Consider the following 19,752-nt stretch of genomic DNA (forward strand, 5'->3'; position numbering starts at 1 on the left):
CCATCCGGCCGGGCGCATCCCTTTTTATGTGTTCGGCGACCAGCCGGCACAGAACGAGGTCAGCGAATCAATCTCCGCCGCCTGGAATAATCCTCGATACCGCCCGATCCACCGCGTAGAAACAACGCCCGGCGCCAGCCGAAGCCTATGAGGTGAAACCCGGCCGATCGCCCCGTTTGCCGATTTCGCACACTCGCCGAGATGCCGATTCGGTCAGACGTTTCCGCAGCCAGTTGCACGTTCCGCGGACCGCCGCTCCAGGCTTTTCCACCGTCGCCGGTTCAGTGCAGGTCGGCCGGAGTAGACAAGCCGTCTCCATTGAAATACCAGATGGGAAAGCGCTTTTCCATGGTGGGCCAAGCGCTTGACCAACCCACCGGGCTATCGCTCCAGCGGTATCTCAGCGCTATCGCTCCAGCGCCATCTCGGCGCTGTTCTCTCCGGCGCTGTCTCTCCAGCCGCGGCGGGCTTCCGTGCCAGCATTTCCCAGCCGCCGCGCGAAAGCCACCTCCGCATTCCGCAGGTTCAGCCCTTACCCGGCTTCCCGGTGTCCGAGCCGCGACCGTGCCTGCCCGGCTTGCCATCACCGCCCGGCTTGTCGTTATCCGCAGCGTCACCCGGCTTGCCGTCACCACCCGCATCGCCCGGCTTGCCGTTCCCCGCAGCGTCACCCGGCTTACTGTTACCGACCGTGTCACCTGGCTTGGCGGGTTCAGTGACGTCACCCGGCTTGCCATTACTGGCCGTGTCCCCCGGCTTCGAAGGCTCGGTCACGTCGCCCGGCTTGCCCGCCGGGTCCCCCGGCTTCGCGGGCCCGGCCCCATCAGCCGGCTTTGCGGGACCTGCCCCATCAGCCGGCTTCACCGGGGTGCCCGGCATACCCGGCATATCCGGTTTGCCGGCGGTACCCGGCATGTCCGGCTTACCGGGACCGCCCGGCTGACCACCGCCGCCCGGCATACCCGGCTGGCCTGGCATACCCGGCTGGCCCGGCTTACCGGGACCACCTGGCATGCCCGGCCCACCCGGCTTACCAGGGCCACCCGGCGCGCCCGGCCCACCCGGCGTACCAGGGCCACCCGGCGTACCAGGGCCACCCGGCGTACCAGGGCCACCCGGCGTACCCTGCCCACCCGGCATACCAGGGCCACCCGGCATACCCGGGCCACCCGGGCCACCCGGCCAACTGGGGCCACCCGGCATACCCGGGCCGCCGGGGAAGCCGCCCTGGCCGGGCGGGGTGTTGTTGAGCAGGACGGGCAGGGTGAGGATGAACGAGCGGTATTCGGTGCGGGCGCGGCGGGAGCAATCGTCGTACGAGATGACTGCGCGCAAGCGGGCGACGGCGGCCTGATCGAAGTCGGGGTTGACGGTGATCAGGGTGGTGTCGGTGCGGCCTGGGCGGAGGGTGTCGCCGCGGAGGAAGGTGGCGAAGTTGCGGCGACCGCGGTAGTCGATGTCGACGTCGCGGCCGTAGAGGCGGACCTCGACGTCACAGATGCGCCGGTCGGTGCGCCAGTTGATGCTGACCACGCTGTCGGTGTGGGCGCGAACTGCGCGCAGCCAGGTGGAGACCGGCTGCGGGCCCCGGGTCGCAGCCTCGGCGGGCGTCGTCGCGGTGGCCGCTGCCATCCCGACGGACGCGGTCGCCAGGGCGACCATCGTTCCGATTCGCCGACTGTTCTTCATTACAAATCCTCCGATGGGCTGTTCGGACTGCCCGCAGCCGAGAGACTGTTCGGGCGAAACGGACACTATGGGCAACCTGCCAAGGGCGGTGGGCTTTTTGGGCGCGTTTCGGTCATATCTACTCTTTCCTGTACAAAATGTTTAGTGGTCAATCGGCCGAACAGATGACTGACGGGAGACCTCATGTCGCTCAGTGGAGCCCACCGGGCCGCGTTCCGCCGCGAGGTGGCGCAGGAGGGCCGGGTCTACGCCATCCGGGACGCCGCCGGATATCCGGCACCCGCCGACGAGGAGGGCGGCCGGCGAGCCGTCCCGTTCTGGTCCAAGGCGACCCGGGCCCAGCTGGTCGTCAAGCACGTCGTGACGTTTCAGGGGTTCGAGGTCGTGCCGATCACGCTCGAGGACTGGCTGTCGAACTGGATGGTCAGTCTCGAACACGACGGACTGCTCGTGGGGGTGAACTGGGCCGGCGCGCGCGCCACCGGCTACGACCTGACACCGGGTCAGGTGCTGCGCTGGTTCGCCGAGATCGAGGGGTCGGCGACCGTTACCGAGAAGACGCTAATTCATACTGCTCAGGAGTAGTTCGGAGGGAAACCGGCCCCTATGCTTGCGGCACAGCAAACAAAGGGGACGGCCCGTGCGGAATCTGCAGATCCTCGTCGTGGACGACGACGACGCCGATGCCCTCATGATTTCCGAGGCGCTCGAGCAGTCGGAGCGACCCACGACGGTCGAGCGCGTCGCCGACGGTCGCGAAGCGCTCGACTATCTGCGTCGCGAGGGCAAGTTCGCCGAGGCGCGCCGCCCCGATCTGATCCTGCTCGACCTCAATATGCCGCGCATGGACGGCCGCGAGACGCTCGCCGCGATCAAGACCGATGACAAGCTGAAGGCCATCCCGGTGGTGATACTGACGACGTCGGGGGCAGCGCCGGACATCGTGTCGAGCTATCAGCAGCGGGCCAACGCGTACGTGACCAAGCCGTTCGGTCTTGACGACTTCGAATCGACCGTGCGCCAGATCGACCGGTTCTACCGCGAGGTGGCGACGCTGCCCGGGGAGCGTCCGCTCGCATAGGAGCGGCAACCACGGGGTACGGGGAGCACATGACCGACAACCAAGCTCCCGAGGATCTCGGCGCTCCGGTTTCCTACCTGGTGCTCGCCGACGGCACTCCGGTGTTCGACTCGTCCGGCAGCCGGGCCGGTGAGGTGGAGCACGTGCTCGCCGACGACCATTCCGACCTGTTCCACGGACTGATCGTCAAGACCGCGGCCGGCCACCGGTTCGCCCGCTCAAGCGTCGTCGACGGCCTGTTCGAGCACGGCGTGATCATCTCGGTGGCGGCCGCCGAGCTGCCCGACCCGAGCACCGACCCGTCCGCCCGCGCCGCCCAGGACGACGAGGGCCTGACCCTCAAGAAAGCATGGGACTGGCTGGTGCAGCCTCGATAGGGTGCCACCGCAGCAGGCAGGCGCCGACCGCCATGCCGCCGCCGAACCCGGCGAGCAGCACGAGGTCGCCGTCCCGCAGCGCGCCCGAGCGGGCCGCCTCGTCGAGGGTGACCGGCACCGACGCGCTGCCCAGATCGCCGTGCCGGTCGACGGTCACGTGGGTGCGCGAATTACGCAGCCCGGCCAGGCCGACGAGTTCGTCGACGGTGGCGGCATCCGGCTGATGCGGCACGAAGTGGTCGATGGCCGCCGCGTACACGCCGGTTCGCCGCAGCAGAGCCTCCAGGGCCCACGGCACCTCGGACGCCACGAATTCGCCGAACCCGGCCGCGTCGACCCGCAGGAAGTGATCGCCGTCCGCGAGGGTCTTCTCGGAGGCGGGTAGGCGGCTGCCACCGGCGTCGACCCGGACGAGCCCGCTGCCGGTGCCGCGGGAGACCAGTTCGAGGTCGAGAATCCCGTACCCGTGCCCGACCGTGCCGATCAAGGCGGCGCCCGCGCCGTCGCCGAACCGGGCCGCGACCGCCCGGTCGGCCTGGTCGACCACCCGCGAGTAGACGTCCGAGCCGATCACCAGCACACGGGCGGACGGGTTGACCACGACCAGGCTGTGCGCGAGGCCGAGGCCGAAGACGAAGCCGGCCGAGACGGCGTTGAGGTCGAAGCAGACCGCCCGGCCCGCACCGATGGCCGCCTGCACCAGGTTGGCGGTGGGCGGCTGCGGGGAATCCGGCGTCGAGGTGGCGACGATCAGGAAGTCGATGTCGGCCGGAGTCAGCCCCGCGTGCGCGATCGCCGCTCGGGCCGCGTGGGCGGCCAGGTCGGACGCGGCCTCGCCGGGCGCCGCGACGCGCTCGGTGGGAAGGTAGGAACCGGTGCCGAGGATGCCCACTGCCATACCGCTACCGATCGGCACCCGAGCGCCGAAGTTGAGCGAGTTCCGCCGCCTCGGGTGCCGGCTCCGCTATCGGGACGAGCGGTCCCGATAGGTCCAGGAGCCGCCGTTGAGCTGCGACTTGCCGCGCTGGCCGAGAGCTCCGGCGCCGTTGCCCGGCTCACCGGACGGGAACGGGGCGAGCGGAGCGGCGGGTGCGGAGCCGGCAGGTGCGGAGCCGGCGGGTGCGGAGCCGGCGGTGGGCTGCCGCGGGATCACGCCGGTCAAGCCGGCTTCGCGGCGGGCGGCGAGGTAGGCCACGGCCGCGCGGTCCTCCTCGGTGGGCGCGGCCACCAGCGCGTACGCCAGGCCGATGATGCCGAAGACGACGGTCAGGCCGATCGGAACGAGCAGGCCGGTGGCGGTGGAGCCGTGGAGCGCGCCGGCCGCCTCGTGTTCGGTGACCGACATCGCGGTCATGCCGGTGAAGTGCATGCCGTTGACGGCGATGCCCATGACCAGGGCCGAGACGAAGATGGCGAGCGGTTTGTGCACCACGACGGCGAGCCAGAGGGCGACCGAGGCGGCCACCACGGCGATGCCGATCGACAGGCCGACCCGGGTCGCCGAGTAGCTGATGTCGCCGTTGAGGCGCATCGCGGCCATGCCGGTGTAGTGCATCGCGGCCACGCCCAGACCGGCGATGATGCCGCCGATCAGGATGCGGGCGTGGCGGGCCCGTTCGCCGAACAGGGCGATCGCCAGGCCGACAGCCACCGCGACGATGGCGATGATCGCGCTGGCGGCGGTCAGGCCGACGTCGTAGCGGATCGGCGTGCCGACGACGCTGAAGCCCATCATCGCGACGAAGTGCATGCTCCAGATCGCGGTGCCGCCGATGGCGAGTGCGGCGAGGATCAGCCACCAGGTGCGCTCACCGCCGCTGCGGGCCGTGCGGAACCGACCGGCGAGGGTGAGACCGAGCGAGGATCCGAGGACCGACAGCACGTAGCTGACGGTCGGGGTGACCCACCCGTGATCGAAGTGATGGATCTGCGCCATGACCTGTCCTCCCCCAACGGCCCGGTCCTGCCCCTTGACCTGGCCCGGCCTAGCATCCTGCCTGCTAGATCACCTGGCTGGGAATGAGTGTGAGTCAACTTTCAGCACGGCACGGCTACAGATGTCGAAACAACGCACGAAGCCCTCGGAAGCCGCGAATCCCCAGGTCAGCGGCAGCATCGACAGCTTTCGTTACCGCTCAACCGGCGGTTCTCAGGCCGCTGTCGGCGCAGACGCCGGACATGTCGGAACCGGCGGCAGAAACCGCCGCTATCTTGTCCGGTTCATCGGCATTGCCGGTAGCGGCGGACGCCGCCCGATAGGCGATCCCGAGCCGGTCGGCGGCATCGGCGAGCGGCGCGTCGGCGGTCCGGCTCGACTGAACTATGCCGTCCACCACTCCGGGCACCATCAAACTGCCCGCGGACAGCGCGACCGCCAGTCGGGTGCAGGCCACCGAGCCGGGCGGATCATCGGCGGCACCGGTCGGCCCGGCCGAGGCGGCGGAGGCGGCGGCGGAGGGGCTGGTGCGTACTACCGGATCGTCGTCTCCGCCGGCACAGCCGGCCGCCAACAGAACGACCGCGGCGGCAACCAGAAGTCGCATTTGCCCATTTTATCGACGTACGCATAAGAAAAGGCGCGGTCGTCGCCGACCGCGCCTTTTCCGAACCCGAGTTCTACAGGTAGCTCTTCTTCTTGAACTGGTCGTAGGAGAGGCTCCAGTCGGTCCAGCCGTTGCCGTCCTTCAGCTTCTCCTCGGTGCCGGAGACCGTGATCGGGTCACCCATCATGGTCCGGTCGAAGAGCCAGGCGCCCATCGCCTCGGAGACGTTGACACAGCCGTGCGACACGTTGGTGCGGCCCTGCTTGCCCTCGGACCACGGCGCGGCGTGGATGAACTGGCCGCTCCACGTGATGCGCTGGGCGAAGTCGATGGGGGTCTTGTAGCCGTTCTTCGGGTCGGTGTCGGTGGTGTCGAAGACCGTGTGCTTCAGCTTCTCCATCACGACCATCGTGCCGCTCGACGACGGGGTGGTCGACTTGCCCAGGCTCACCGGGATCGTCTTGATGACCTTGCCGTCCTGCTTGACCGTCATCTGCTTGGTCTTGTTGGAGACCGTCATGACGAACGAGCGGCCGATGTTGAGGTCGACGGTGAGATCGCTCTTGCCGTAGTAGTCGCCGCCCAGCGGCACACCGGCGAGCTGCACCTTGTAGAAGACCTTGGAGTTGGCCTTCCAGTAGACCTTCGGGCGGTAGTGCACCTCGGTCGGGCTGATCCAGCCCCAGGTGCCCTCCTGCGCCGGAGTGGCGGTGACCGGCATGCGGCGCTCGACCTCGGCGCGGTATTTCTCCGGGATCGACTTGCTGAACTTGATGATCAGCGGCATCGCGACGCCGACCTTCTGGGCGTCGCCGAGGAAGCTCGTCACCCGGATGGTCTTCGACGGCTTGGCCATCGTCGTGAACGTGCTGCTGGTGGAGCCACCCTTGCCCGCGGCCGCGGTGCCGTTGACGGTCACCGTGTATTTCGTGCCGTAGTCGAGGGCCTTCTCCGGCTTCCAGACCTTGGCGTCCTTGTCGAGGGTGCCTTTGACCTCGGCGCCCTTCGAGTCGGTCACGCTGACCGTGGTGTTCTCCGGGTCCTCGCTGGTGTATTTGACGTCGGTGATCGCCACGACGTCTTTCGCCTCGGCGGCCGGCGAGGTGACCGCCACGGTGCTGAGGGTCGGCTCGGGCGCCGGAGCGCTCGTAGCGGCGCCACCGCCGGCCTGGGCGCTTTCTCCGCCGCCCTGCCAGCTTGGCGACTTGTCGCCATGACCGCAGCCGGAGCTGAGCAGGACAGTGCCTGCGATCAACGCGGCTGCGGCAACCCGCCACGGCCGGCGAACTCGACTGTTATTCATGGTCCCCTCACGGCATCGTTCGTCCCCGGCGCCCAATACTGCTCTATGAAGGCGAGTTGACCAATCCCGGATTCGTGCCGTCGGGTTGAGCCGTAACACTGGCCAAATCCACAAATCGCCCGTTTTCGGCGTTTCTGGGGTCGGGAATTGCTCGTTCACTACCCAGAAGACGTGTCCGGCTCCCCGAATCGTTGCCTGCCGAGACTCATTTGAGACTGTCGGGAACCGGCAGCGCACTGCCCTTGAGGAACTCCGCCCAGCTCACATTCCACGGAGTCCACCCATCGCCGTACGCCAGCTTGACCCCGGTGCCGGTCACCGTGATCGGATCGCCGATCAGCGTGTTGTCGAAGAGCCACTTCGCGTTCGAAGGACTGACATTGACACAGCCATGCGACACGTTCGTGCGGCCCTGCGAGCCCACCGACCACGGAGCCGAGTGCACGTACTGACCCGACCAGGTGACTCGTTGAGCGTACTGAATCTTGGTCTGGTAGCCGGCCGCACCGTCGGTGTCGGTGGTGTCGAAGACGGTATCGGCCAGTTTGTCCATGACAACCATGTTCCCGCTGACCGACGGCTTGCTCTTACGCCCCAAACTCACCAGTGCGGTACGCACGACCTTGCCGTCCTGGGTCACCGTCATCTTCTTGGTGGCGTTGTCGACCTTCATCTCCAGGTCGCGGCCGATCTTGGCGGTGGCCCCCCGGTCCCGGTCGCCGTAACGCCCGCCACCGGTCGGCAGACCGCCCACGGCGATCCGCACCTTCAAGGTGGTGCCGGTCTGCCAGTGCTCCTTCGCCCGGTAATAGGCCTGCGTGCCGCTCGACGTCCACGACCAGACACCCGGCTGGGCCGGCGACGTCTCGACGAACATGCGCTTCTCGACGGCGGCCCGGTCGGCCTTCTTGATGCCCGGACTGAACTCGACCACCACCGGCATGGCCACGCCGTAGGTGCGGTTGTCGAACAGGTAGAGCCCGGTGCCGGTCTTCTTCGCCGGCGCGCCCATCGTGGTGAACGTGGTCGTCGCGGTCTTCGTGAGGCCGGAACTCGTCGTGGCGGTGACAGTCGCCGCGTACGCCGTCTTGGCCTTGAGGGTGGAAGCCGGCACCCAGCTGGTGCCGTCGTCCCGGAGCTCGCCCCCGACGACCTTGCCGGCCGAATCCTTGAGGCTGACCGCCGTCACCTTGGCACCGGTCAGGCTCACCCCGATCTCGGCGCTGACCGGCACGTCCTTCTTGCCCGCCGCCGGCGTCACACTCAGCGTGATCGGGGCGTCGGCCGACTCGGTGATCGACCCCCCGCTCGCGCTGCTGCTCGCGCCGGGCAGGGCGCTGGAACTCGCGTCGGGGCTCGCCCAGGCGGCCGTGGTCCCGGACTTCTTGTCGCCGCAGCCGGACAACGCCAATGGCGCGACCACCGCCGCAGCCACGACCATCATCAGTGAGCGCCGCATGCCGACCATCCCTGAGCACCCCAGTTCTCGAGTTCGCGGGGACATCCTGCCCCATGGATGCAAGCGGACGGATCATCCCTGAGGCTGATTCAGGGCGGGCACGTCATCGGAGGGGTCCGATTTTAAGGATCAACGGAGTGCGTGCTAACGTTTCCGTCGTTGCCGGAGCAAGCGCCGCTAGCTCAACTGGCAGAGCAGCGGACTCTTAATCCGCGGGTTGTAGGTTCAAGTCCTACGCGGCGCACCGATGATCAAGGCTCTGATCAGGCGTAAAATGCCTGATCAGAGCCTTTTTCGTGCATCATGGTCAGGTGTCGTGCTGGCCGCACAGTGACCCGGATCACCTGCGGTAAGCCCGTTGCCGATGGGGCAAGACCGCTGCCCGGAAGCGGCGTCAGGCCGCGAAGGAGCCGAGGAACGCAAGGGCCTCAGCACTGCGGCTACCCGGCTCCGGCACGCCGACCAGCAGCTGTTGCCCGGGTTGACGTCAACGAGATCGTCGTGCGTTCGACGGCACAGGGCTGAGGCCGTCCGGCGGGTCCACCGGTCGCCTCTCGTCGAGTGCACGCAGCCCGTCTCGCAGACCGGCCCGGCCGCGGGGGCCGAGCTTCGGGAAGCTCGCCAACGCGGTGTTCGGCCTGGAACTGCACCGCCGACTGGCCGCGGCCGGGTCACCGATCCGCAGCATGCTCGCCCACCCCGGCTTCGCCAGGACCGGCCGGCAGCGCGCCGGCCCCATCGGCGTCAACCGGCTGACGTTGCGTCTCATCACTCCCCTGGTGGCGCAAAGTCCGGTGCTCGTCGAGCCCTCGGCGGACGCCCGCGACGCCGCCCTGGGCAACCGTCTCTGGACGGTCTCCGCGGAGCTCACCGGCGTGCACTATCGGGCCGGACGGTCGAGGGAACGGCGGGCCAGTTCGGCGAGGACGAACACGGCGTCGGCGAGCACCGAGTCGTCGAACACGGCGTCGGGGCTGTGGTTGGGCGCCGCCTTCGCGGGATCGTCGGCGGCGGTCGCGCCCAGGATCAGGAAACATCCCGGCACCTCCTCCAGGACCCGGGAGAAGTCCTCGGCGACGGCGAGCGGTGTGGCCATCGGGTCGAACCGCTCCTCGCCCAGCACGTCGCGCACCACGTCCGCGGCGAACGCGTACTCGCCGGGGTCGTTGACCGTGACCGGATAGCCGTCGTCGACGACGACCTCGGCCGTCATCCCGTGCGCCGCCGCCAGCGACGTGCACAACCGGGTCAGCTCGGTCCGGATCCGGATCCGGGTCCGGTTCGCCCGGGAGAAGGTACGGATGGTGCCGGTGAGCCGGACCTCCGCCGGTATGACGTTGTGGGTGTCGCCGCCCACCATCGAGGTGATGGTGACGACGACCGGGTCGAAGGCGTCGAACCGGCGGGTGACAAGCGTCTGGACGGCCGTGACGATCCCGGCCGCCACGGGCATCGGGTCGTTCGCCACGTGCGGCATCGCCGCCTGACCGCCCGCGCCGTGCACGACCACGGTGAGCGTGTCGGTGCCGCCCAGGAGGGTTCCCGGACGGCTGCGGAAGACCCCGCGCGGTGTGCCGAAGGACAGCACATGCAGACCGTACGCCGCGCGCACCCGGTCGCCGGCCGCGTCGAGCACACCCTCGCGGAGCATCAGCCCCGCACCGTCGTAGCCCTCCTCGCCGGGCTGGAACATCGGCACGACGTCGCCGGCGAGCGAGTCGCGGTGCCCGGCCAGCACGTGCGCGGCACCGACCAGCGCGGCGGTGTGCAGGTCGTGGCCGCACGCGTGCATGACACCGGGGGTACGACTGGCGTAGTCCAGCCCGGTCGCCTCGGTCAGGGGAAGCGCGTCCATGTCCGCGCGCAGCAGCACCGCCGGCCCGGGCCGCCCGCCCCGGACCACCGCGGTCACCGAGGTCAGCTCCGTGCCCCGGGACACCTCCAGGCCGAGACCGTCGAGCGCGTCGAGCACCGCCGCCTGCGTGCGCGGCAGATGCAGACCGATCTCGGGACGGGCGTGCAGGTCCCGACGCAGCTGGACCAGCCGTGGCTGGAGCGTCTCCGCGGTCCGGCGCAGTGGTGAGGTGACCCCGATCGTCGTCATGGCGGCTCGTCTCCAGTCGGATCGTGCGGGCGGGCACGGTGCCGCTCCCCCCGGTCGACGCACACCGGGCCGCCGGGTTCACCAGTGACCGGTCACGGGGGGAGTGGCACCGCCCACAGCACGAAACGGGCGGGGAGAGACGCTACTGATCGCGGCGGTAGACCGAGATGTGTGACTTGCTGGTGTCGTCGAACGGGTGCCGGTCCCAGTCGGCGTAGCGCTCGGTCAGTCGCAATCCCGCGGCCTCGGCCATCTCGTCGATCTGTTCCGGCCAGCAGTAACGCATGGCGAACGGGCCCATGTGCACGCCGTCGCCGGCAAATCTGATCGTCTGCCTGATGAGCACCTGCGTAGCCGGGTCGTACCGATGCAGCCGGATCGTCGCCGAGTCCTCGGTCACCTCGCGAACCTCAACCTGCTCGTGCCGGCCGGCTTCGGCCCGCTCGGGCACGAACGTCTCGATGACGAACGCGCCGCCCGGCGCGAGAACTCGGGCGACGTTGCGGAAGCAGTCCCGCTGCCGCTGCTCGCGAACGAGGTTGAACAGAGTGTTGTAGACGAGGTAGACCAACGGGTAGGGGCCAGATACCGGCACGTCGGCCATGTCGCCGATGACGACGCGCAGGTCGGAACCGCCGGCCTTGGCCCGTAACTTCGCCACCATCTCCGGCGACGCTTCGATGCCGTCGACGGCGAGTCCCCGGGCCGCCAGGGGGAGAGCTACCCGGCCGGTGCCGATCGCCAGTTCGAGTGCCGAACCACCCGGTGCCAGGCCGGCGAGGAAGTCGACGGCCGGTCGCGGGTCCAGTTCCCCGTGGTCGTAGCCGTCGGCCCACAGCCGGCCGAAAAGACCGGGATCGTCAAAGATTGATGCTTCCACCTGTATTGGATTCCTTCGGATCGACGATGGGTTCCTGTCGCGTGGACTTCCCTGCGTCAGCCATGACGTCCTCCTCCGGTCGTTCGGCCCAGAACATCAGGATCCGGGCCGCGGGACAACCGCATTTCGTCGCTCCGACCGTTCCGACGGACGGTGGCGCTGCGGTCGCCGGCGCGTTCCGGAGACGGGCGTGCGGCCCGGAACCAGTGGTTCCGGGCCGCGCTCGTTCCGGTGTTAGGCGACCGTGCAGCTCGCGCCGTTCAAGGTGAACGAGGCCGGAGCGGCCGCGTTGCCGGTGTGGGTGGCCTGGTAGCCGATCGTCAGAGACGCGTTCGGCGCCAGGTCGCCGTTGTAGGAGACGTTCCTGGCCGTCACCGGTCCCGAGCTGGGCGAGTAGCCGGCGTTCCAGCCCGAGGTGATGGTCTGGCCGCTCGGCAGCGTGAAGGCCAGGGCCCAGCCGCTGATGGCGGTGGTGCCGGTGTTGGTGATGGTGATGTTGGAGGTCAGGCCGGTGTTCCAGGCGCTGACCGTGTCACTGATCCGGCAGGTGCCGGTGGCCGGCGGCGGAGTCGGTGAGCTGGACGACGGCGGGGGCGACGTCGGCGGCTGCGAAGTGGGCGGCGGCGAAGTGGGCGGGGTCGACGTCGGCGGCGGCGAGGTCGGCGTGCCGGTGCGGCTGACCCGGTAGACGACGGTGCCGTGGGACGGGACGCTTGCCGAGATGGCGCCGGTGGTGGTGCTGGTTGCGTTGCTCCACACGTCACGGAGGGTGAACGAGCTACCCGTCAGGCCGATCGCCGAGGCCGAGGTGCTGATCGTGGTGGTGCTGCCGCTCTGGTTGAACAACGCGACCGCGACGTCGCCGTTGGCCAGCTTCTTGGCCAGCACCCGCCGGGAACCGTCGTTGGACACCTGCGTCGCCTGCAGCGCCAGGCTGTCCTGATCGATCGCGAGCAGGTTCGCGTTCTTCAGGATCGTCTGCGTCGCCGAGGTCATCGATCGGATGTCGTTGCCCGCGATCAGCGGCGACGCCATCATCGCCCACAACGCGAAATGACTGCGCTGCTCGGTGTCCGACAGCCCGCTCCGGCCGACCTCCATCATGTCCGGGTCGTTGAACGCCCCCGGCCGCGCGTTACCGGCAAGCGGCACCGTGATGTTGACGATGTTCTGGATGCCCATCGGGTAACCGTTGGTGTTGCCGGTGTCCCACTTGTTGGTGATGTCCTCGGTGGTCCGCCACATGTTGGCCACGTCGCCCCAGTTCCGCTGTGGACCGGTGCAGCAGTGGAAACTGTTCGGGTTGATGCTGTAAACGATCGGCCGGCCGGTCGCCGCCAACGCATCACGCATCTTCGCGAACGTGGTCACCTGATCGTTTATCGTGCCGCTGCCCGAGCAGTAGTCGTACTTGAGGTAGTCCACTCCCCACGCGGCGAACTGGCGGGCGTCCTGCGCCTCGTGCCCCTGGCTCCCGGTCGCCCCCGGGTAACCGCCCGTGCCCTGGGCACAGGTCTTGGTTCCCGGCACCTGGTAGATGCCGAACTTCAGTCCCTTGCCGTGCAGATAATCGCCGAGCGACTTCATCCCGCTCGGGAATCGCGAGGGATCGCCCTGCAAATTGCCTGACGAATCCCGGTTCGGATTGAACCAGCAGTCATCCACGACCACGTACTTATATCCCAGCTCACCCATGCCGGACGAAACAATGGCGTCCGCCATCTGCCGGATCAACGTCTCATTGATATTGCACCCGAAGGTGTTCCAGCTGTTCCATCCCATGGGCGGCGTCCGGGCCACGCCGTTCTCCAGGGCTTGGGCGGAGGGCGCGGAGAGGGCGAAGGCCGCCCCCGCGGCCAGCAGTGAGCCGATCGTCACCCCGGCGGCCACAAGCCGGCGACGCGTCCAAGAAGTCATGTGGTTTCCTCCAGGTGGGGGCGATGGAGCGCGCACACATACGGCGGGGCGGTGAATCCGCGGTCGGGGCCCGTTAATGGGAGCGCTCCCATCGATATGTGTCATTATTGCCGGAGGGTTTCCGGCATATCAAGCCTTGATCGCGAGCGCACGTGCGTAACAGATTTTCAGCGAGAAGAATTGCCACCGGGCGGGTACAGTCCTCGATGGCAGCCACGCTCTGCCCGACTCCGAGTTCGGCCCGACGCCCGTGCCGTCACCTGCCGCACGACCGAGGACAAGCCGTCGATGACGCAGCGTGGACCATTTCGTGATCATTCTCGACCGCGCGGTGGCATGGGGACTTGCGGGAAGAAAATGAGCATGGTCAACGACCGCATCTCCAGCTCGGCGCGCCGGGAACGGCAGCGGGCGATCCGGGCGCGCATGGCGCAGACCGGCGAGACGTACGTGGTGGCGGCTCGCCGGCACGACGAGCGTCGCGATCCGCGGATCCGGGGCACCCGGCTGCTGCCGGAGCATATCGAGTGGCTTGTCCAGGCCCGCGGCGTCACTTACAACGTGCTCGTCGGCGGACCGAACGACGGCGTGCCGATTCTGCTGGTGCACGGCCACGGCTCGGCCGCCGAATTCTGGCTGCCGCCCATCCGCCGGCTCCCCGGTCGCCACTGAGCCCGTACGGCTTCGGCGGCACCCGTGACCTCGACGGCACCCCGACCACTGCGGATTTCGCCGGCACCGGGGGTGGCGCCGCCGACCCTGACTTCGTGGCCCGGTCGAGGCGGGCGACCGCGGCGCCGAGGCGCGGACCAGTCCACTGTCGGTGTTGCGTTCCGCGTACGTGGCTGATCCGGCTTCGCTCGGCGCCGACGAGGAGCTTCTCCTCAAGACGATGCTCAGTGTCGCGGTCGGCGCGGACAAACTACCCGGGCGACAGCGTCCCGGCGGACAACTGGCCGTTCTTCGGGCCGGGTGACCGCGGTGTCCTCGACGCCATGTCGCCCAAGCGTTTCAACGTCGCTGACGCTCTGGTCGGCGTGGCGCCGAAGCCGCCGCGCGGCGGATAGGACAAACGGCCCCTCTTGTGACGAAGGACCGTGAGGCGTGGGATCACACAGCGTCGCGCTGCTGGTTCCGGTTGATTCGGAGCGCTTCCTCGAGTTGGTCCTCGAGGATGATGATCCGGCAGGCGGCTTCCAGAGCGGTGCCGTTGTCGACCATTTCTCGGGCTCGGGCGGCCAACCGCAACTGGTAGCGGGAGTAGCGGCGATGCTTGCCGGCCGAGCGGAACGGGATGAACAGTCTCGCCTCTTCCAGGCGACGCAGGAAGTCCTGCGTGGCGCCGACGATCTCGGCGGCGCGGCCCATGGTGTAGGCGGGGTAGTCGTCATCGTCGAGCATGTCTTCGGATTGGGCCATCCAGGTATCTCCATGACGAGGGCCCCGGCGCTTCGCGCCGGGGCCCAGGGTTACGGGTCTTAACACCATCTACCGGAAGTTTCACCGGCTTGTCGTTTCCACACCGTGATGCTTGGAGGCTTGCGGTGCGAGGATCGCATAGCGTGACCGAAGGCTCTCATTTTGCTCAGAGACCTTGCGGTGTCCACCCGAGGTGGGCGATCCAACGGCGTTCGGCCCTCCCTTTCCTCTGCGAACATCTCTTACTGTTACCTACGTGCTATCCCGCCGGCGTCGGAGCCCCACGCGAACTCACGGCCCCGCCACGTGCGACGGATCTTCCTGCACAGAGCGACCCCGAACCTGCATCAGCCGCCCTGCCTGTTGCCCTGACCTGGAATTACGTCAAGGTCTTGTCGTGCACTTGCAAACACCATGCCGAGCGAGCCACGAACTTCCGGGCCCTGCTTGACGCTCGGTCTTTCGTCAGCGTCGTCAACTGATCTCTGCTGTCAACGGGGCAAACATTACCCAGTCAGAGAAAGAATGTCTAGTCCCGGCGACCCAGATTTTCTTGGCCGTTGGCCGAGGTTCCCCGGACCCGGATGCACAGGTGACGGCGCCGGTGATCAGAACGGAGCGGGGCCCTGACCGGTCAAGGACATCAACAACTGCGTGGCGAGCAGCTTGCGCATGCCGGTGACGTCGACCGTCCCGGCCCGGTCGTAGGGCAGCTCCAACTGAAGACCCTCGCCCGCGCTGCGCAGTTCCGTCGTGATCTGGTCGGGCCGGAACGTGCCACCCCAGCCGTTGATTCCGCCGCGCTGGTTGGTGGTCAGGGAAGCCATGCCGGAGATGCATGCGCCGTCAACCAGGATCAGCTTCGCGGGGCCTGAGTAGGTTGTTGTCATTGTCACGTCCTTCAGGATGTCGCGGCACAAGTGATGCTCACTACGGGCCGTGCCCTGGCGATGACTCGGCCGGCCCGGGAAACGCCGAACGGCGGCCCGCTGAACAAGCCGGGGGCCGCCGTTCGTAAAACGTGGATCAGAGCGGGCGGATGTTCTCCGCCTGCGGGCCCTTCTGGCCCTGGGTGATGTCGAACTCCACCTTCTGGTTCTCGTCGAGACTGCGGAAGCCGCTCGTCGCGATGGCGGAGAAGTGGGCGAAGACGTCAGCGCCGCCATCGTCCGGGCTGATGAAGCCGAAGCCCTTGTCGGCGTTGAACCACTTCACGGTACCTGTAGCCATGTCTGCTCCTTCGCAGGCCGATGAAGTCCGCACTGTGCGAACTCCGGCGCCGCCGCGTTGATCACCCGCGTCGAAACGACACGAACAACGAAAGCGCCTGCCCGGGTTTCAGATACCCCAAACAGGCGCCGAAAACGTCTACGGAAATCAAAACTGCAACACCACAAGCATGATACGCGATCCGCCGCCAGCTTCCACACCAGCGGCCATGTTTTCATCCCACGAGAACTCTGAAGTCGGCGAACGACACCTCAGAGGCGGCCGGTGAGCTGGTGTTCGTCACGCCGAGCTGGACCCGGCCGGCGGCAAGATCCGAGTTGGCGAGGGCACCCTGGAGTGACGGCACGCCGTCCACCGAGACGGTGGCGTGGTGGGCCTGGACCGCGATGGTGACCTCATGGGGGGTCAGCGGGGTGAGGACCTTGGTCTGCACCTTGCCGATGGAGTTGAGCACGGCGCTGCCCAGCTCCTCCAGCTGGATCTCCTCGGTGCAGGCGGTCACCTGGTAGCCGCGTTCACCCGTATAGCGGAACCAGACCATGCCGCACGCCTTGTCGTCGGCCAGCTCCAGACTGACGCTGATCGACTGGTCGGCGGCGAACGACTCCGGCGGTCCCACGCACTGATAGGTCGCCCGGCCCTGCACCGAGGCGCGCAACCGACCGTCGCGGAACTGGCAGCGGCCGGTGGGACCGGAGCTCTCCCGGAACCGGCCGGGGCCGCGCAGCGAGTCGGAGACGGCGGGCCCGGCCTGGGCGAGAGGGGTCGTCGCCGTCGGCGATGCCGTGGCGGGAGCGACCCGCAGGTCGTTCGCGGGGTCGGTGCGGTCCGCCTGGCTGATTGTGACGGTGGTCACGGTGACCGCGCCGACCAGGAGGGTGCCCAACGCGTAGATCAGCCGCCGGGGTGTGATGAGGCCGGAACGGCGCGGGGACGGGGTCGGTATCACTCGTCGGGGGCCGTCGGGTGACACCTCGTCGATCAGGTCGCGCGGGTCGAAGCGGCCGGCGGACCGCCGGCCGGCGGACCGCTGGGCGGGTCGGGAGACGACCGGTGCCGGGGCTGGGGCGGGCGCGGGCCTCGGCTTCGGGACGCGCACCAGTTTCAGCGAGCGCGCCTGTTTCGGGGCGCGCACCACCAGCAGCTGTTGCACCAGCTCGTTCGCGGTCGGCCGGCGGCGTGGGTCCTTGGTGAGCGCCCGCTCGACGATGTCGGCCAAGGAGGGCGGCACGCCGTCGAGGTTCGGCGGTTTGGTGAGGATCTGGGCGCCGGTGGCCATGTCGGTCTCACCGTGGAACGGGGTCCGGCCGGTGCCGGCGAACGCGATCACCGCGCCCCAGGCGAAGATGTCCGCCTTGTGGGTGGCGGCGCCGAAGCCGGGGTCGAGCCGCTCCGGGGCCATGTAGTCGACCGTGCCCATCCAGTGGCCGGTGCGGGTGTGCCGGCTCGTGATGTCGAGGGCTCGGGAGATCCCGAAGTCGATCACCTTGGGCAGGCCGACGGAGAGCAGGACGTTGCCGGGCTTGAGGTCACGGTGGATCACGCCGGCGCCGTGGATGGCGGTGAGGGCCGCGGCCACGCCGACCGCCACGCCGTGCAGGTCGCCGGCCGGCATCGAGCCGTGCTCCTCGACGACCTCCTGCAGACTGGGGCCGTCGACGTACTCGACGACCAGGTAGGGCGTGTCGTGGTCGGGGTCGGCGTCGAGCACGGCGGCGGTGCAGAACGGCGGGACCTGCCGGGCGCGATCCACCTCGCTGCGGAACCGGGCCCGGAACTCCTCGTTGTCCGCGTACTCCGATCGGATGGCCTTCACCGCGACGGTCCGGCCCTGCGGATCGCGCGCGAGGAAGACGGTGCCCATGCCACCGGCGCCGAGCCGGGCCAGCAATCGGTAGTCGCCGAGCCGTCGCGGATCCTCGGGTCTCAGCGGCCGACTGGCCATGTGAGCGCTCCCATTTCTGCTGCGCGTGCGGCGGCTGGCATTGACGTCGTGTTTTTATACACGGGACGGCTGAGCCGGAGGTGCAGCTTCAGTTACTCGTCAGTTGGTCACGCACCTGACGGCGCAACACCTTGCCGATCTGGCTCCGGGGGAGCTCATCGGCGATCTCCACGCGACGCGGGGCCTTGTAACCCGACAACCGCTCCCGCGCCCACTTCAGGAGCGCGTCCCGGTCCACGGAAGCTCCCTCGGCCGGGACCACGACGGCGACGACCTCTTCTCCCGTACGGTCGGAAGGCAGACCCACGACGGCCACGTCCCCCACGTCGGGGTGTTCGCGCAGGACGTCCTCGACCTCGGACGGGTAGACGTTGAAGCCGCCCGTGATGATCAGCTCCTTGACCCGGTCCACGATCGACAGGAAGCCGTCGTCGCTCATCACCGCCACGTCGCCGGTGCGGATCCAGCCGCCGGGCAGCAGGACCGCGTCGGTCTCCGCGGGCAGGTTCCAGTAGCCGGAGAACACCTGCGGGCCCCGTACGAGCAGCTCACCGGGCTCACCCCGGGGCATGTCACGGTCCACGTCGGCGCGGTCGGCGATGCGGACGTGGGTGGACGGATAGGGGATGCCGATCGAGCCGGTCCGCCGCCCGGCCGACATCGGGTTGCCGATCGTGATCGGGGAGGTCTCGGTCATGCCGTACCCCTCGATCAGCAGGCCACCGGTCAGCGCCTCCCAGGTCTCGGCGGTCTTCGGTGGCAGCGGCATCGCGCCGCTTATCGAGTAGCGGACCGTGCTGAGGTCGGTGCCGCGCTCGCGGGCCGCGGTGGCCAGCCGGTCGTACATCGGTGGCACGCCCGGGAAGAACGTCGGCGGGCGGCGTTTCACCGCGTCGAGCACCAGGCCGACGTCGAACCGGGGCAACAGCACGATCGTCGCCGCGATCTGCACGGCCGTGGTGAGGCACAGGGTCAGCCCGTACGCGTGGAAGAGCGGAAGCACCGCGTAGAAGGTCTCGCCGCCGGCGCGCAACCCGGGCACCCAGACGCGGCTCTGTTCGGCGTTGGCCGCCAGATTCCGGTGGGTGAGGACGGCGCCCTTCGGCGTGCCGCTGGTGCCGCCGGTGTATTGCAGCAGGGCGGTGTCGTCGACGCCCGGCCCCGGCACCGAGCCGGCGATCGGGGTCGCCTCGGCGACCAGCTCTTCCCAGCTCGACGCCCCGTCCGGCAGCGGACCGCGCATCTCGGCCCGCATCTTGCGGGCCGGCGGCAGCGGCAGCTTGAGCGCGAGCCGCTTGACCAGCGGCAGCGCGGCGGTCAGGTCGACACCGACGATCGTCGGCACGTTCGCCGAGCCGGCCACCTTGTCCCAGCAGATCGCGACTGTCGCACCGTGGTCGGCGAGCTGATGGGCCAGCTCGGCCGGGGTGTAGAGGGGGTTGTGCTCGACGACGATCGCGCCGAGGCGAAGCACCGCGTAGAACGCGACGACGTGCTGTGGACAGTTCGGCAGGATCAGAGCCACCCGGTCACCGGCGCGAACCCCGAGTCGGCGCAGGGCCTCCGCGGCCCGGGCGACCTGGTCACCGAGTTCGGCGTAGGTCGTGGTGGCCCCGAGGAAGTCGAGCGCGATCCGCTCCGGGAACCGGGCGACCGCCTGTGCCAGGTTCGCGGTGAGGGCCCGGGTGGGCTCGGCGATGTCGGCCGGGACGCCCTCCGGATAGGCCGCCAGCCAGGGTCGATCATCCGCCATGAGGCGAGGTTACCCGGACGCGCGGACGGCCCCGATCAAGATCGGGGCCGCC

The 19,752-nt window shown here is 68.7% G+C and carries 19 protein-coding genes and 1 tRNA gene; 6 read left to right on the forward strand and 14 right to left on the reverse strand.

Annotation, left to right across the window (positions count from 1 at the left end):
• Positions 1-525: 525 nt before the first annotated feature.
• Positions 526-1,689, reverse strand: a complete 1,164-nt coding sequence (locus Afe05nite_RS43625; protein WP_239117627.1) for a collagen-like domain-containing protein — start codon at positions 1,687-1,689, stop codon at positions 526-528.
• A 183-nt stretch (positions 1,690-1,872) separates the two neighbouring features.
• Here Afe05nite_RS43625 and Afe05nite_RS07060 point away from each other — a divergent pair, with 183 nt between their 5' ends.
• From Afe05nite_RS07060 to Afe05nite_RS07070, 3 genes are read left to right on the forward strand one after another with little or no spacing between them, the layout of a single operon-like run.
• On the forward strand, positions 1,873-2,274 hold the full coding sequence (locus Afe05nite_RS07060) for a DUF2750 domain-containing protein (protein ID WP_203816152.1): 402 nt from the start codon (positions 1,873-1,875) through the stop codon (positions 2,272-2,274).
• Between the two features lie 55 nt (positions 2,275-2,329).
• Complete coding sequence (locus Afe05nite_RS07065) at positions 2,330-2,770, forward strand: response regulator (RefSeq protein WP_203816153.1); 441 nt, start codon at positions 2,330-2,332, stop codon at positions 2,768-2,770.
• A gap of 29 nt (positions 2,771-2,799) precedes the next feature.
• Positions 2,800-3,147, forward strand: coding sequence for a hypothetical protein (locus tag Afe05nite_RS07070; protein ID WP_203816154.1), 348 nt, complete (start codon positions 2,800-2,802; stop codon positions 3,145-3,147).
• On the opposite strand, the gene Afe05nite_RS07075 is transcribed toward Afe05nite_RS07070, so the two are convergent.
• The 5 genes from Afe05nite_RS07075 to Afe05nite_RS07095 form a co-directional block, all read right to left on the reverse strand.
• A complete protein-coding gene (locus Afe05nite_RS07075) occupies positions 3,110-4,045 on the reverse strand; it encodes a 3-oxoacyl-ACP synthase III family protein (RefSeq protein WP_203816155.1) in 936 nt (311 codons plus the stop codon). The two genes, Afe05nite_RS07070 and Afe05nite_RS07075, sit on opposite strands and share 38 nt — an antisense overlap.
• Positions 4,046-4,111: 66 nt before the next feature.
• Positions 4,112-5,083 carry an MHYT domain-containing protein gene (locus tag Afe05nite_RS07080; RefSeq protein ID WP_203816156.1) on the reverse strand — a complete coding sequence of 324 codons (972 nt, stop codon included), beginning with the start codon at positions 5,081-5,083 and terminating at the stop codon, positions 4,112-4,114.
• Positions 5,084-5,282: 199 nt separating this feature from the next.
• The gene (locus tag Afe05nite_RS07085; protein WP_203816157.1) at positions 5,283-5,690 is read right to left on the reverse strand and encodes a hypothetical protein; all 408 of its coding nucleotides are present in this window, start codon (positions 5,688-5,690) and stop codon (positions 5,283-5,285) included.
• 73 nt (positions 5,691-5,763) lie between these two features.
• Positions 5,764-6,993, reverse strand: coding sequence for a L,D-transpeptidase (locus Afe05nite_RS07090; RefSeq protein ID WP_203816158.1), 1,230 nt, complete (start codon positions 6,991-6,993; stop codon positions 5,764-5,766).
• A gap of 205 nt (positions 6,994-7,198) precedes the next feature.
• Positions 7,199-8,461, reverse strand: coding sequence for a L,D-transpeptidase (locus Afe05nite_RS07095; RefSeq protein ID WP_203816159.1), 1,263 nt, complete (start codon positions 8,459-8,461; stop codon positions 7,199-7,201).
• Positions 8,462-8,623: 162 nt separating this feature from the next.
• On the opposite strand from Afe05nite_RS07095, the gene Afe05nite_RS07100 reads away from it, so the two are divergent.
• Positions 8,624-8,696, forward strand: a tRNA-Lys gene (locus Afe05nite_RS07100).
• Positions 8,697-9,332: 636 nt separating this feature from the next.
• Here the strand turns inward: Afe05nite_RS07100 and Afe05nite_RS07105 are convergent.
• From Afe05nite_RS07105 to Afe05nite_RS07115, 3 genes are all read right to left on the reverse strand, one after another.
• The gene (locus Afe05nite_RS07105; protein ID WP_203816160.1) at positions 9,333-10,556 is read right to left on the reverse strand and encodes a M20 metallopeptidase family protein; all 1,224 of its coding nucleotides are present in this window, start codon (positions 10,554-10,556) and stop codon (positions 9,333-9,335) included.
• A gap of 142 nt (positions 10,557-10,698) precedes the next feature.
• On the reverse strand, positions 10,699-11,436 hold the full coding sequence (locus tag Afe05nite_RS07110) for a class I SAM-dependent methyltransferase (protein WP_203816161.1): 738 nt from the start codon (positions 11,434-11,436) through the stop codon (positions 10,699-10,701).
• A gap of 234 nt (positions 11,437-11,670) precedes the next feature.
• Positions 11,671-13,353 (reverse strand): cellulose binding domain-containing protein, encoded by a 1,683-nt coding sequence (locus Afe05nite_RS07115; RefSeq protein WP_438867719.1) that lies wholly within the window; start codon positions 13,351-13,353, stop codon positions 11,671-11,673.
• A 363-nt stretch (positions 13,354-13,716) separates the two neighbouring features.
• On the opposite strand from Afe05nite_RS07115, the gene Afe05nite_RS07120 reads away from it, so the two are divergent.
• Complete coding sequence (locus tag Afe05nite_RS07120; RefSeq protein ID WP_203816162.1) at positions 13,717-14,025, forward strand: alpha/beta fold hydrolase; 309 nt, start codon at positions 13,717-13,719, stop codon at positions 14,023-14,025.
• A gap of 154 nt (positions 14,026-14,179) precedes the next feature.
• Positions 14,180-14,329, forward strand: coding sequence for a hypothetical protein (locus Afe05nite_RS07125; protein ID WP_203816163.1), 150 nt, complete (start codon positions 14,180-14,182; stop codon positions 14,327-14,329).
• 134 nt (positions 14,330-14,463) lie between these two features.
• Here the strand turns inward: Afe05nite_RS07125 and Afe05nite_RS07130 are convergent, their stop codons facing one another.
• From Afe05nite_RS07130 to Afe05nite_RS07150, 5 genes are all read right to left on the reverse strand, one after another.
• Complete coding sequence (locus tag Afe05nite_RS07130) at positions 14,464-14,772, reverse strand: MerR family transcriptional regulator (protein ID WP_203816164.1); 309 nt, start codon at positions 14,770-14,772, stop codon at positions 14,464-14,466.
• Positions 14,773-15,380: 608 nt separating this feature from the next.
• The gene (locus Afe05nite_RS07135; RefSeq protein ID WP_203816165.1) at positions 15,381-15,662 is read right to left on the reverse strand and encodes a hypothetical protein; all 282 of its coding nucleotides are present in this window, start codon (positions 15,660-15,662) and stop codon (positions 15,381-15,383) included.
• Positions 15,663-15,798: 136 nt separating this feature from the next.
• Positions 15,799-16,002: a transcription antiterminator/RNA stability regulator CspE gene (gene cspE, locus Afe05nite_RS07140; RefSeq protein ID WP_203816166.1), complete on the reverse strand. Its 204-nt coding sequence runs from the start codon at positions 16,000-16,002 to the stop codon at positions 15,799-15,801.
• Positions 16,003-16,216: 214 nt separating this feature from the next.
• A complete protein-coding gene (locus Afe05nite_RS07145; protein WP_203816167.1) occupies positions 16,217-17,947 on the reverse strand; it encodes a serine/threonine-protein kinase in 1,731 nt (576 codons plus the stop codon).
• A gap of 88 nt (positions 17,948-18,035) precedes the next feature.
• A complete protein-coding gene (locus tag Afe05nite_RS07150; RefSeq protein WP_203816168.1) occupies positions 18,036-19,700 on the reverse strand; it encodes a long-chain-fatty-acid--CoA ligase in 1,665 nt (554 codons plus the stop codon).
• Positions 19,701-19,752: the final 52 nt, after the last annotated feature.

Source organism: Paractinoplanes ferrugineus (genome assembly GCF_016862195.1).
Taxonomy (GTDB): domain Bacteria; phylum Actinomycetota; class Actinomycetes; order Mycobacteriales; family Micromonosporaceae; genus Actinoplanes; species Actinoplanes ferrugineus.

Coding starts and splice junctions, on each gene's coding strand:
- Afe05nite_RS43625 (WP_239117627.1), bottom strand. CDS start 1,689: ATGAAGAACAGTCGGCGAATCGGAACGATGGTCGCCCTGGCGACCGCG.
- Afe05nite_RS07060 (WP_203816152.1), top strand. CDS start 1,873: ATGTCGCTCAGTGGAGCCCACCGGGCCGCGTTCCGCCGCGAGGTGGCG.
- Afe05nite_RS07070 (WP_203816154.1), top strand. CDS start 2,800: ATGACCGACAACCAAGCTCCCGAGGATCTCGGCGCTCCGGTTTCCTAC.
- Afe05nite_RS07075 (WP_203816155.1), bottom strand. CDS start 4,045: ATGGCAGTGGGCATCCTCGGCACCGGTTCCTACCTTCCCACCGAGCGC.
- Afe05nite_RS07080 (WP_203816156.1), bottom strand. CDS start 5,083: ATGGCGCAGATCCATCACTTCGATCACGGGTGGGTCACCCCGACCGTC.
- Afe05nite_RS07085 (WP_203816157.1), bottom strand. CDS start 5,690: ATGCGACTTCTGGTTGCCGCCGCGGTCGTTCTGTTGGCGGCCGGCTGT.
- Afe05nite_RS07090 (WP_203816158.1), bottom strand. CDS start 6,993: ATGAATAACAGTCGAGTTCGCCGGCCGTGGCGGGTTGCCGCAGCCGCG.
- Afe05nite_RS07095 (WP_203816159.1), bottom strand. CDS start 8,461: ATGGTCGGCATGCGGCGCTCACTGATGATGGTCGTGGCTGCGGCGGTG.
- Afe05nite_RS07105 (WP_203816160.1), bottom strand. CDS start 10,556: ATGACGACGATCGGGGTCACCTCACCACTGCGCCGGACCGCGGAGACG.
- Afe05nite_RS07115 (WP_438867719.1), bottom strand. CDS start 13,353: ATGACTTCTTGGACGCGTCGCCGGCTTGTGGCCGCCGGGGTGACGATC.
- Afe05nite_RS07120 (WP_203816162.1), top strand. CDS start 13,717: ATGGTCAACGACCGCATCTCCAGCTCGGCGCGCCGGGAACGGCAGCGG.
- Afe05nite_RS07130 (WP_203816164.1), bottom strand. CDS start 14,772: ATGGCCCAATCCGAAGACATGCTCGACGATGACGACTACCCCGCCTAC.
- Afe05nite_RS07135 (WP_203816165.1), bottom strand. CDS start 15,662: ATGACAACAACCTACTCAGGCCCCGCGAAGCTGATCCTGGTTGACGGC.
- cspE (WP_203816166.1), bottom strand. CDS start 16,002: ATGGCTACAGGTACCGTGAAGTGGTTCAACGCCGACAAGGGCTTCGGC.
- Afe05nite_RS07145 (WP_203816167.1), bottom strand. CDS start 17,947: ATGGCCAGTCGGCCGCTGAGACCCGAGGATCCGCGACGGCTCGGCGAC.
- Afe05nite_RS07150 (WP_203816168.1), bottom strand. CDS start 19,700: ATGGCGGATGATCGACCCTGGCTGGCGGCCTATCCGGAGGGCGTCCCG.